The sequence below is a fragment of the Tardiphaga sp. 813_E8_N1_3 genome (assembly GCF_051811025.1).
Taxonomy (GTDB): domain Bacteria; phylum Pseudomonadota; class Alphaproteobacteria; order Rhizobiales; family Xanthobacteraceae; genus Tardiphaga.
In genome coordinates, this window is sequence record NZ_JBPWQE010000001.1 from 1969541 (window position 1) to 1981828 (window position 12288).

The window sequence follows — 12288 nt, forward strand, 5'->3', positions numbered from 1 at the left end:
GATGCGAGACCGCCTGATTTTCGCTGGCCAGCTCGGCTTCACACTGCTCGTCGCGGCGTTCCTCGTCGTGCCCGTCGTGCTGTCGATTTCGGCCGGCGTCACCGTCAATTACTTCCGCGGCATCCAGTCGGGCGTCACGCTGCAATGGGTGGTGCAGGTCTGGAACCTCTATGCTGGTGAAATAGGGCTGTCGTTTCTGATCGCCTTCGCGACCCTGGCGGTGACGCTGGTGGTCGGCGTGCCCGCGGCTTACGGATTGCACGTGAAGGGCGGGAGGTTGTCGCGGGTGATCGAGGAGATCATCACGCTGCCGCTGGCGATTCCCGGCCTCGCCATCGCGCTGGCGCTGCTGCTGACCTATGGCGGTTTCGGTGGCTTCCGGCAGTCGTGGCTGTTCATCCTCACGGGCCACGTCATCTTCACGATGCCTTTCATGGTGCGCTCGGTGATGGCGGTGTTCGCTTCGGTGGACATCAAGACGCTGGACGAGGGGGCTGCCTCGCTCGGCGCCTCGCCATGGACGCGCTTTTGCAACGTCATCGTTCCGAACGCCATGCCCGGCATTCTCGCCGGATCGCTGATGGTGGTGACGCTGTCGCTCGGCGAGTTCAATCTGACCTGGATGCTGCACACGCCGCTCACCAAGACGCTGCCGGTCGGCCTCGCCGATAGTTACGCGTCGATGCGGCTCGAAGTGGCATCGGCCTACACACTGATTTTTTTCATCATGATTGTGCCTCTTCTGGTGGCGATGCAGATGTTTGCCGAGAAGGGCGAAAAGAAATGAGCGCTATCTCAGGCCACGGCGCGGCCGTCCATATCGAGAACTGTGGCAAGACCTTTCCGGACGGCACGCAGGCGCTGGCGCCGGCTTCACTGGATATCGTGTCAGGCGAGACGCTGGTGCTGCTCGGCCCCTCTGGCTGCGGCAAGACCACCATGCTGCGGATCATCGCCGGGCTGGAGACGCCCGATGCGGGCGGCCGTGTGCTGTTCGACAAGACCGACATGACCGCGGTGCCAATCGAGCAGCGCCATGTCGGCATGGTGTTCCAGTCCTATGCGCTGTTTCCCAACATGACGGTGGCCGAGAACATTGGCTACGGGCTCAAGATCCGCGGCGTCGACAAGGCCGCGCGCGCGGCGCGTGTCGCCGAAATGGTGGCGCTGACCAATATCGGCGGGCTCGAAAACCGCCGTATCGATCAATTGTCTGGCGGCCAGCGTCAGCGCGTCGCGCTGGCGCGCGCGGTGGCCGTGCGTCCACGGGTGCTGCTGCTGGATGAGCCGTTGACGGCGCTCGATGCCTCGCTGCGCGACCGGCTGCGCAGTGAACTCAACAGCCTGCTGCGTTCGCTCGGGATCACTGCGATCTACGTGACGCACGACCAGGCCGAAGCCATGGAACTCGGCGATCGGATCGTGGTGATGCGCAAGGGCGCCATCGCGCAGATCGGCACGCCGCGCGAGATCTATTTTGCTCCCCAGAATCGTTTCGTCGCGGAATTCGTCGGTGCGGCCAATATCGTCGAGGGGCCGGTCGCCGGCGGCCGGCGGCCGGCTGACGCTGCCGGGCGGCTGGCTGGCGCTCAATGACGCCGCCGACAACGCTGCGGCAGTGGCGATGATCCGGCCGGAGACCATCGGAATTGTCGCCGAGGCAGACGCCTTCCTGCGCGGCTTGGTCGAAAGCGTCGCCTTCATCGGCGACCGCCAGCGCCTCGTGGTGACGGGTGCGGCGAACAAGCCGTTGACGGTGGACGCGCCGAACACCATCAATGTACGTGCAGGGGAGCGCGTCGGCCTGTCGGTCACGCCTCAAGCGGTTCGCGTGTTGCCGAAAGAAGACTGATGTCGAAGCCCAAGCCCACCATCATCGCGCAGATCTCCGATCTGCATATCAAGGCGCCGGGCGAGCTGGCCTATGGCAAGGTCGACACGGCCAAGGCGTTGGAGCGCTGTGTGGCCGAGCTGAATGCGCTCGAACCGCGGCCTGATCTTGTTGTCATCTCCGGCGATCTTGTTGATACGCCGACGCCCGGCGAATACGAGCATCTGTGGCGACTGCTGGCGCCGCTCAAGATCCCGTTCATCGGCGTGCCCGGCAATCACGATGCCCGCGACATGATGCGCGCTGCATTTCCCGATTGGGCCTATGCCAAGTCGTCGGGCCCGCTCGATCAGGCGCGGACGGTTGGCCCGCTCGACATCATCCTGCTGGACTCGCATGTGCCGGGCAAGCCGCACGGCACGCTGGAAGCGGCAACGCTGGAGTGGCTGGATGCCACGCTGGCATCGTCGCGTGAGCGGCCGGCATTGTTATTCCTGCATCATCCGCCGTTCCGCACTGGCATCGAACATATGGACGTACAGGACCTGTTCAACGCGGACGCGCTCGCTGCCATCATCCGCAAGCATCCGCGTGTCCGGATCGTCGCCGCCGGTCACGTCCATCGCGCGACGCTGACGACATTTGCCGGGACGGTTGCGACCATTTGCCCGGCGCCGAACCATGCAGTCGATCTCGACATCGCCGAATTGCGTCCGCCGTCGTTTCGTGTCGAGCCGCCGGCGTTCCACCTGCATGTCTGGTTTCCAGATGGCGAGGAGGGTGGACATTTGGTGACCCATCAGGTGCCGATCGGCGACTTCGACGGTCCGCATCCGTTCTTCGGAGCCGATGGGAAGCTGCTCTAAGCTAGACGAGCGCGTTGGCCGCGATCAAGCTGCGATAGAACTCCGCGCTGAGCTTCGGCGTTCGTTTCTGCGTCGCGAAATCGACGTGGTAGAGGCCGAAGCGTTTTTCATAGCCATCCGACCATTCGAAATTATCCATCAGGCTCCAGTGGAAATACCCCCTTACGGGGATGCCTTCCGACGTCGCGCGCTGCAGATGCGTGAGATAGTTCCTGAGATACATGACGCGGTCGAGATCGTGGATTTTGCCGTCACCGGCCGGCCGGTCGGCGGCCGATGTGCCGTTCTCGCTGATATAGATCTGCTTGACGTTCCAGACCTTGGCGACATTGCGCGGCGCCCAATACAGCGCTTCAGGCCCAATCCGCAGCCAGTCTGAATCCATGCGCGGGAACGAGCTCGGGAACGGCACCAATGCGAAGCCATGCTGATCACCACTCGCGACCACATAGTGTTGCGGCATGTAGACGTTGAGGCCGACGAAATCGACGGGCGAGGAGATGGTCTTCAACTCTTCTGCCGTGAAGCTCGGTGCATTCTTGCCCGCATAGGCCAGGAATGCGTCGGTATATCTGCCTTCGAGGATGACGGTCATGTAGCCGCCATTCATCTCGCGCGTTGCGATTTCAGACGCGCGGATATTGGCCGGTGTTTCGATGGCCGGGACGCAGGACGCGACATTCTCGGCGAGGCCAACCCTGGTGTCCGTACGCCCATTGGCGCGGATCGCCTGCACGGCCATTCCATGGCCCAGCGCGACGTGATGGCGGATCTGATTGAGCTGCGCTTGCGACAGCTTCAGGCCAGGTGCGAGCTCCACCGGCCCGTGGCCATAGCCGAAGTCGACGAAGGTCGCGCATTCGTTGATCGTGAAAATGTTCTTGACGCGGTCGGTGATACGTTGCGCCACATAAGCCGCATAATCGCCGAACGCCTTCGATGTATCTGATGACGCCCAGCCGCCGACGCGATCCTGCAGCGGCTGCGGCAGATCCCAGTGATACAGCGTGGCGTATGGTTCGATGCCATTGGCTAATAACTCGTCGATGAGGCGGTTGTAGAAATCGAGCCCTTGCGGATTGGGCGTTCCACCGCCGGACGGGAAGACGCGCGACCATGACATGGAGAAGCGATAGGCTTTCGCGCCCAGCGCCTTCATCAGCTGGACGTCTTCCTTGTAGCGATGGAAATGATCCACTGCGTGGTCGCCGTTGCCACCGCCACGGATCTTTTTTGGCGTGTGCGAATAGCTGTCCCAGATCGAGGGGCCGCGGCCTTCGGCCGCGACAGCACCCTCAATCTGATAGGCCGACGTTGCGGTGCCCCAGACGAAATCGGCAGGAAAACGCCGGTCGTTGGCAAGCGTTGCCGGTGTGGTCGGGACTGTTTGAGCCTCGGCCTTCGCAGTCGGGACGGCCAGGCCGGCGGCGAGCGTGCCGGCCGCTCCGGCAAAATCGCGGCGCGTGAAACGATGGGACACCAGATCTCCTGCTAGTCCGGGACGCGACGATCAGTCGTCATGCGGCTCATGATAGTTCTCTGCGCCGCCTTTCCAATAGCCTGACGCCTTGATCCATGCCTTGGGATGCTGGCGCTCGTCGACGAGAATCCTGCGGAGGCGCTTGGCCACCTCGGATTCTCCGGCGATGAAGGCATAGCCGTCTCCAACGGGAAGTTTGAGGCTGCGCAAGGCATCCTCCATCAGGGTGGTCGATCCGGCGCTGTGCCGGCCACGATGCAGCCAGTTGATCGTGACGGATGCCTTCGCTGCGAAGACCTGTTCCTCGGAAGCATCGGCGACTTCCGCGATCACGATGGCCCGTGTGGCAGGGCGCAGTTCTTCAAGTCGGCGGCCGATTGCGGGCAGGGCGGTTTCGTCGCCGATCAGCAGGTACCAGTCGAAGTCGTCCGGGACGACGAAGGAGCCGCGCGGGCCGCCGATACCGACTTTATCGCCTGGCTTCGCTTCGGTGGCCCAGGTCGTGGCAGGCCCCGCATCATGAATGGCGAAATCGAGGTCGAGCTCTTTCGCGGCTTCGTCATAGCGCCGCGGCGTGTAGTCCCGCGCGATTGGCCGCGCGCTCTCATCGACCAGCACGCGGCCTTCGCTGAAGACGGGCATCAGCGGCTCGGCTTCGCCGGGACGCGGGAAGAACACTTTGACGTGGTTGTCATAGGACGCGCTAACAAAGCCTTCGAGATCGTCACCGGTGAGGGTGATGCGCTTCATGTGCGGCGTCACCGACGTCACGCGCTTGACGGTCAGCAGACGGCGCTTCAGCTCGTGACGAACGCGGGCGATGCGATGAAGATCGTTTGAAATCGCTTCTGAAGATGTGTCGGTCATGTGGATTCCCGGGGAATCCAGATCGGCCTGTTTGACGCGGAGTCGCGCAGGTCGAGCCTGGATCAGGTTCGATCGGCGCGTTGGTTCACGTTAACGCTTACGTGCGGCCTCGCCGAGACAGCAATCACGGCAGACCTATCGAAACGTCCTTTTACGTGCAAGCCCGGGATTGTCGCACGTGCCGCACGATGGCGTGATGCCGGAAGCCTTCTAAACTGGCGGATATCACCGCATGGACATTGCGGCCTTTCCGGGGGAGAACCGTTTCCGGATGTGGCGGCGTGCCCCCGAAATCGTTGGACGAGATAGACCTGATGAGCACTGAAGCAAAGTTGGCCACGCGCGTGGCCATTGTTGGCCTCGGCCCGATCGGCCGCAAGGTGGCCGAAGCCCTGGATCGCGGTATTGACGGTCTGGTTCTGGCGGCGGTCGCCGTGCAGAATCCGGAGAAGCATCAGGCGTTCCTGTCTGGTCTCGGCAAGACGCCGCCGGTGCTGCCCATCGCCGGCCTCGCGGATGTCGCCGATATCGTGATCGAATGTGCGCCCGCAGCGTTGCTGCCCGAGATCGTCAAGCCGTTCGTCAGCAAGGGCAAGACCGCGATTGTGCTGAGCGCTGGAGCGCTGTTGTTCAACGATGATCTCTTCGCGCTGGCTAAGGCCAATGGCGGCCAGATCGTGGTGCCGACCGGCGCGTTGATCGGGCTCGACGCTGTGACCGCCGCAGCCGAGGGCAAGATCTCGTCGGTGAAGATGGTGACGCGCAAGCCGGTGAAAGGTCTCGCCGGCGCGCCCTATATCGTCGAGAACAAGATCGACATCGAGAGCATCACCGAACCGATGAAGATTTTCGAGGGCACGGCGCGCGAAGCCGCCAAGGGCTTTCCCGCCAATCTCAACGTTGCCGTAGCGCTGTCGCTTGCAGGCGCGGGCCCCGACGCTACAACGCTGGAAATCTGGGCAGACCCGGCGCTGACGCGCAACGTCCATCGCGTCGAGGTGGATTCGGATTCCGCACGGTTCTCGATGCAGATCGAGAATATCCCGTCGGAGAACCCAAAGACTGGACGCATTACAGCGCTGTCGGTGATTGCCTATCTGCGTAAGCAGCGCGCGGCGCTACGCGTCGGGACGTAAGGTCTATTTGCCGCTTTCGACTTGACGCGCAGGGCCTATCTGCTGCGCAGTCTCGATTCCCTGGGTCCGGGCGATCCTGGCAAGCTCGCAGCCCTCGCAGTAGCGGCGATCCTTGTACTCGATCCAGTTGTGCGCGAACACGCGCTCATTCGGGATGTCGTAGCGGGCCTGCAGCACGCGGACCAGCACGCGCCATGCCGCGATCTGCGCGTCGGTCGGCGGCTTGCGGACATTGGGGTAGTTGCCGACGAACTCGACCCCGATCGATGAGTCATCGTCGATCTGCTGATAGGTCCCGCTGTTGTCGATATACTTGTTGTCGTTGCGGTTGCCGCGGTTGAGATGTTTCGGTACCGCCCATTCGGGCGTCGACCAGTAAACCGTGCCGTCGGTCTCGATCCAGATGGCGACGCCACGGCGATCGGGTTTCTGCATCTGCGCGACCGCATTACGCCAGGCGGAGCCGACCGCGCCTTCTGACTGATGCACGACGATGTTGCGCCACTCACGGGCGTGGCGGAGATCGGTCCATGGCCTCAGCCAGACCATGTTGAGGCCGGGAATGTCGGGGGTGCCGCGGGAGCGGGCGACGATCTCGAAGCTTGACGGCGTTGACGATGCAGACTCCGCAGGCGCCGATGGGCGAGAGATTGCCGGCACAATAGCTGGCAGAGCAATGATCGGACCTTCGGTCGTTGAAGGATCGATCTTCCAAATTTCGTTGGGTGAAGGCGTTTCCCGGGGAGGTGTCTGGGCGACCGCGGGCGAACCGACGGTGATCAATAGCAAAATAGCCCAAACGATGCGGTGGTTCATGCCCCTCAATCCGAAAGCGCAGCCCGCGCTTTCGGAAATCGTAACTCAGGCGCTTGCGGAGTCAAACGCCTGAGTAGGTATCCTTATGCTCCGATACAACCAGTACGGGCGGGTCGGCTCAGTTGAAATAGTCCGGCAGAACGAAGCCGGCATAGAACTTGTCGCTCCGGATCGCATTCTTGAACGTGTCCGATTGATAGGCGGCAACGATGTCCTTTGCCCACGGCGCCTCGGTATTGCCCCGGCGGACGGCCACGACATTGGTGTAGGGCTTGGTCATCTTTTCCAGAGCGAAGGCCTCGGTCAGCTTCAGCCCGCTATAGATCGCGAAATTGCCCTGCACGGCCGCGAAGTCGGCATCGCCAAGGGCGCGTGGCGCCTGTGCGTTTTCCAGCGGCACGATCTTGATGCCCTTTGGATTCTTGATCACGTCGAGCTCGGTGACATCGACGGGGTTATTGTCCTTGATCTCGATCCAGCCGAGGTCGCGCAGGATCCACAGCGCGCGCTGCAGGTTCACGGGATCATTGGGCACCACCACGGTCGCGCCGGCCTTCACCGCTTCGGATGTCTTGTGCTTGGTCGAATAGAGACCCATCGGCGGCGTCGGCACCGTAATGATGCCGGTGAGATCGGTCTTCTGCCGCTGGTTATAGCTATCGAGGAACACCGTGTGCTGCATCACATTGGCGTCGATATCGTTCTTGAACACCGCGGTGTTGGCTTCCAGGCCGGTCGAGAACTCGTAATATTTGACGGTGTAGCCCTTCTTCTTCAGTTCGGGTTCGACGCCCTTCTTGAAGCCGTCGATATAGGGGCCCGGCACGAAGCCGACTTTCAGTTCGGGTTTGGTGGCGGACTGTGCATCGGCATGCTCACCAAAGGAGACGAGTGCGAGCATCGTGGCGGCGATGACGGAGAGGGCGGTCTTCATTATCGTTGTCTTTCAGGGAATGTCAGAATGGGATTACTTCGGCGCCCAGATCTTCACGTCGCTGGCATCGACCTTCACGGGGATCAGCTTTTCGTTGAAGAACGCGTCGGCGATGATCTGCTGCTCGGACAGGCCGGCTTTGGTCACGGCGCCGACCTTGTAGGAGCGGTGGCTGTTGGCTTCCTCGACGGTGGCCGCATCGATGCCCCATAGGCCAGAAAGAAGTTTCGCGGCATCCTTCGGCTGCGCCTTCACCCATTTGCCGGTTTCGTCGAGCTTCTTGAAAATGACGTTCAGCACGTCACCGCGCTTGTCCGCGTAGGCGGCCGACGACAGATAGTAGCGCTTGTAGCTGGCGAGGCCGTTGCTGCCATCTGCGAGCACGCGCGCGTTGGACTGACGCTGCGCGCTGGTGAGGAACGGATCCCATGCCACCCAGGCATCGACATTGCCGCCGACGAAAGCAATGCGGCCGTCGGCCGGCGGCAGATAGGCCGGCTGGATGTCCTTGAAGGTGAGGCCGGCTTTGCTCAATGCGGCGAGCAGCAGGAAGTGGCTGCCGGCGCCTTTGGTGACCGCAACCTTCTTGCCCTTGAGATCGGCGATCGTCTTGAGCGGCGACTCCGCGGGAACCACGATCGCCTGTGCGGCAGGCGAGGCGGCTTCCTCGGCGATGTAAGCGAGCTTGGCGCCGGCCGCCTGCGCGAACAGCGGCACGGTGTCGGCGACATCGGCGCCGAAGTCGACATTGTTGGTGTTGATGGCCTCCAGCAGCGGCAGGCCGCTGGTGAATTCATGCCACGAGATCTTCACGCCGAGCGGCGCGAGCGCCTTCTCCAATTCGCCATTTGTCTTCAGCACGGCGATCAGTGTCGACGATTTCTGATAGCCGATGCGCACCGTGTCCGGTGTCTGTGCGCAGGCAAACGATACCGACAGCATGGAGGCCACGGCGGCCAGTTGCAGCGCCCGGGTGCGCCGGAACACGAAGCGTTCGATGAAGCGGGCGATGTGGATCGGAAGCATGTTGGCACTGCTTTGCTGATGATGTTTCGTGAGCAGCAAAGGTGCGAGAGCGGCTCGTTTCCGTCAATGAAATGGCCAACTGTAGTTACGGGCGCGGCGATGCAGGCATGCTGCGATGGCCTTGTTGTGCAGCGGAAACGTTCTCTGCATGCCTTCCGGGTGGCTCCGGAAGAGCAGGTTATTTCCCTGCGGCGGAGATGAAGCTGCTCCCGGAGCTGACCTTCGGATTGCAAAACTTGCAGACTGCCCGCGACCTTTGAAAGCACAATCTTTGCAATCGCGCGTAGCGTTTGACCATCACGCCCTTGCATCGCCCGGGCGCAAATGGAGCAACAGCGCATGTCCTATTCCCGACGATCTGTGGTCGCAGGTCTCTCCGCAGCACTGTTGCTGTCAGCCGGCTTGATCGCATCGCCAGCCGCGGCCCAGGAGCTGAAGGAAATCCGCATCGGATTTCAGAAGGCCGGCATCTTCCCGGCGGTGAAGCAGCGCGCGACGCTGGAGAAGGTGTTCAAGGAAAAGGGCATCAGCGTTCGCTGGGTCGAATTCCAGTTCGGGCCGCCGATCCTCGAAGCGATCAATACCGGCAATGTTGACTTCGGCTATGCCGGCGACGCGCCGCCGATCTTCGCGCAGGCTGCGCGTGCCAATCTCGTCTATATCGCCGCCATTCCGTCGCGCGGCTACAATCAGGGCATCGTCGTTCCCGAAAACTCACCGATCAAGACGCTCGCGGATCTCAAAGGCAAGAAGGTTGGATTCGGCAAGGGATCGAGCGCGCATAACACCATCATCGCCGCACTGGAGAAGGCCGGACTGACCTATGCGGATATCACGCCGGTCTATCTCGGCCCCGCCGACGCCGTGGCTGCCTTTGCCAGCGGCAATATCGACGCGTGGTCGATCTGGGATCCGTATCTGGCGCTCGCCGAGGGCAAGCAGGCGCGGGTGGTATCCTTCTCCAAGGACGTGCAGGATTCCATTTCGTTCTTCCTCGCCAACAAGGATTTCACCACCAGGCATCCGGACATCGTCGCGCTGTTCAACAAGACCTTTGCCGATGAAGGAAAGTGGGCCGAAGCCAATCGTGCCGAAGTCGCGACGCGCCTGCAGGAGGCGACCGGTGTCGACAGGGCCGCCACCACGCGCGCCGTCGAGCGGTCGAACTACACGGTGGTGCCGATCAACGACCGGATCATCGCCACCCAGCAGGAAACGGCGGATCGCTTCCACAAGCTCGGCCTGATCCCCAAGGCGATCAATGTGAAGGACATCGTCTGGACCTGGACCCCGGGCTCCTGATCTCCCGAAAACTCGCCGGGAGACGATTAGCGCTGTCACCAGCCGTCTCCCGGCACTCTTTTACTCCCGCAGGCCATTGAAACCGCTGGATTTTCCTCATTTGTGCAGTGCGGTTGAAATGTTGCCCGAAATCAGTAGGTTGCCACCACGGCGCCCGCGATACGCAGGCCGGCCCCGTGCTTCACAACTGCGCAGAAACGTCATTCAATGAACGCTCCCCTGTCCAAGCCGACCGGAGCGCCCGTGCCAATTCTTGATCCGCAAGATTCTGGCGAACGAGGGCGTGCCATCATCTCCTTCGATGGCGTCAGCAAGATCTTCCCGTCGCGGAAGGATTCCGCCGAGGTGAAGGCAGTCGACAATATCGACCTCGTGGTGCCCGAAGGCGCCATTGTCGGCGTGATCGGCAAGAGCGGCGCCGGCAAGTCGACGCTGATCCGCCTGATCAACGGACTCGAACAGCCGACCCACGGCAAGGTCACGGTCGACGGCCTCGATATCGGATCGCTGGACGAGAAGGCGCTGCGTCAGGCGCGCCGCTCCATCGGCATGATCTTCCAGCACTTCAACCTGCTGTCGTCGCGCACCGCGTTTGACAATATCGCGCTGCCGCTGGAGATCGCCGGCACGCCGCGGAAAGACATCAAGGGCATCGTCGAGCCGTTGCTCGACATGGTCGGCCTTGCCGACAAACGCGACCGCTATCCGGCTGAACTCTCCGGAGGCCAGAAGCAGCGCGTCGGCATCGCGCGTGCGCTCGCCACCAAGCCGAAGGTGCTGCTGTCGGACGAGGCGACCTCGGCGCTCGATCCCGAAACCACCGCGCAGATCATCGCGCTGCTCAAGCAGATCAATGCCGATCTCAACCTGACCATTCTCTTCATCACCCATGAAATGTCCGTGGTGAAGAAGCTGGCGCAGCGCGTCGCTGTCATGGAAGGCGGCCAGATCATCGAGCAGGGCTCGACCTACGAGATCTTCTCCAAGCCGACCCACGCCACGACCAAGCGTTTCGTCGGCGAGGTTACCGGCGGCAATGTGCCGGAATGGTTGCAAAGCAAGTTGCTGGCGGACTATGCGCCCGGCCGTCAGGCCGTGATCCGCATCGCCTTCACCGGCGCCGATGCCGATGAGCCCGTGCTGTCGCGGCTGACGCGCGCTTACGGCGTCGATTTCAACATCATGCATGGCCAGATCGAATATGTCGCCGATCATCCGTTCGGCACGCTGATCGCCTCCGTCGCGGCCGAGCCGGAGCTGCAGGCGAGACTGATCGCCGATCTCACCGCGACCCGCAACACCGTGGAGCATCTCGGCTATGTCGCCTGAACTGATCAACATGATCCTGTGGTCGACGCTGGACACGCTCACCATGGTGGCGCTGGCCGGCATCTTCGGCACGCTGGCCGGATTGCCGCTCGGCATCTTCCTGGCGACCAGCCGCGCGGGTGAGCTGTTCCCGGCGCCGAACGTCAATCGGCTGCTCGGCCTCGTCGTCAACGCCACGCGCTCGACGCCCTTCATCATTCTCGTCGTCGCCATCGTGCCGCTGACGCGCCTGATTGCCGGCACCTCGATCGGCACCAGCGCCGCTGTCGTCCCGCTGACCATCGCCGCGACGCCGTTCATCGCGCGCGTGATCGAAGGCGCTATCCGCGAAGTCGATCAGGGCCTCGTCGAAGCCGCGCGTGCCTTTGGCGCTAGCCCGCTGCAGATCGTCTGGAAGGTCTTGTTGCCCGAAGCGATGCCGGCGGTGACGCTGGCGCTGACGCTCGCGACCGTGAGCCTGATCGGCTACTCGGCCATGGTCGGCGCCGTCGGCGGCGGCGGGCTTGGCGATCTCGGCATCCGCTACGGTTATCAGCGCTTCATGCCGGAAGTCATGGCGACGGTCGTCGCCGTGCTGATCTGTCTCGTGCAGGGCGTGCAGAGCCTTGGCGACTTCATCTCGCGCCGCCTCGACAAGCGCACGCGACACTCTTGAGCGATCTCGCTCGCGTTAGCGGGCCCGCTCACACTCGTTTACTCAC

At 62.5% G+C, this 12288-nt stretch carries 11 protein-coding genes and 1 pseudogene; 7 read left to right on the top strand and 5 right to left on the bottom strand.

The features are described 5' to 3' along the window. The first annotated feature begins 1 nt into the window (after position 1). From AB8A33_RS09285 to AB8A33_RS09295, 3 genes and pseudogenes are all read left to right on the top strand, one after another. Entirely contained in the window at positions 2-787 is a 786-nt protein-coding gene (locus AB8A33_RS09285) for an ABC transporter permease (protein ID WP_439084579.1), read from the top strand. Further along, positions 784-1852, top strand: a pseudogene (locus AB8A33_RS09290) (ABC transporter ATP-binding protein). The gene AB8A33_RS09285 and the pseudogene AB8A33_RS09290 overlap by 4 nt, the downstream one beginning before the upstream one ends. Beyond that, positions 1852-2697 (top strand): phosphodiesterase, encoded by an 846-nt coding sequence (locus tag AB8A33_RS09295; RefSeq protein ID WP_439092472.1) that lies wholly within the window; start codon positions 1852-1854, stop codon positions 2695-2697. Before AB8A33_RS09290 ends, AB8A33_RS09295 begins: the two are co-directional and overlap by 1 nt. A gap of 1 nt (position 2698) precedes the next feature. On the opposite strand, the gene AB8A33_RS09300 is transcribed toward AB8A33_RS09295, so the two are convergent. Next, entirely contained in the window at positions 2699-4177 is a 1479-nt protein-coding gene (locus AB8A33_RS09300; RefSeq protein ID WP_439092473.1) for a GH1 family beta-glucosidase, read from the bottom strand. Between the two features lie 30 nt (positions 4178-4207). Continuing rightward, the gene (locus AB8A33_RS09305) at positions 4208-5044 is read right to left on the bottom strand and encodes a siderophore-interacting protein (protein WP_439092474.1); all 837 of its coding nucleotides are present in this window, start codon (positions 5042-5044) and stop codon (positions 4208-4210) included. A gap of 314 nt (positions 5045-5358) precedes the next feature. Here AB8A33_RS09305 and AB8A33_RS09310 point away from each other — a divergent pair, with 314 nt between their 5' ends. Further along, entirely contained in the window at positions 5359-6180 is an 822-nt protein-coding gene (locus AB8A33_RS09310) for an aspartate dehydrogenase (RefSeq protein WP_439092475.1), read from the top strand. A 3-nt stretch (positions 6181-6183) separates the two neighbouring features. On the opposite strand, the gene AB8A33_RS09315 is transcribed toward AB8A33_RS09310, so the two are convergent. From AB8A33_RS09315 to AB8A33_RS09325, 3 genes are all read right to left on the bottom strand, one after another. Beyond that, positions 6184-6996, bottom strand: a complete 813-nt coding sequence (locus AB8A33_RS09315) for a peptidoglycan recognition protein family protein (RefSeq protein WP_439092476.1) — start codon at positions 6994-6996, stop codon at positions 6184-6186. 118 nt (positions 6997-7114) lie between these two features. Next, positions 7115-7930, bottom strand: coding sequence for a MetQ/NlpA family ABC transporter substrate-binding protein (locus AB8A33_RS09320; protein ID WP_439092477.1), 816 nt, complete (start codon positions 7928-7930; stop codon positions 7115-7117). A 33-nt stretch (positions 7931-7963) separates the two neighbouring features. Beyond that, the gene (locus tag AB8A33_RS09325; RefSeq protein WP_439095895.1) at positions 7964-8872 is read right to left on the bottom strand and encodes an aliphatic sulfonate ABC transporter substrate-binding protein; all 909 of its coding nucleotides are present in this window, start codon (positions 8870-8872) and stop codon (positions 7964-7966) included. 423 nt (positions 8873-9295) lie between these two features. On the opposite strand from AB8A33_RS09325, the gene AB8A33_RS09330 reads away from it, so the two are divergent. The 3 genes from AB8A33_RS09330 (at position 9296) to AB8A33_RS09340 (ending at position 12242) form a co-directional block, all read left to right on the top strand. Next, positions 9296-10258 carry an aliphatic sulfonate ABC transporter substrate-binding protein gene (locus AB8A33_RS09330; RefSeq protein WP_439092478.1) on the top strand — a complete coding sequence of 321 codons (963 nt, stop codon included), beginning with the start codon at positions 9296-9298 and terminating at the stop codon, positions 10256-10258. A gap of 207 nt (positions 10259-10465) precedes the next feature. Next, positions 10466-11587, top strand: coding sequence for a methionine ABC transporter ATP-binding protein (locus tag AB8A33_RS09335; protein WP_439092479.1), 1122 nt, complete (start codon positions 10466-10468; stop codon positions 11585-11587). After that, on the top strand, positions 11577-12242 hold the full coding sequence (locus AB8A33_RS09340) for a methionine ABC transporter permease (RefSeq protein WP_068732062.1): 666 nt from the start codon (positions 11577-11579) through the stop codon (positions 12240-12242). Before AB8A33_RS09335 ends, AB8A33_RS09340 begins: the two co-directional genes overlap by 11 nt. Positions 12243-12288: the final 46 nt, after the last annotated feature.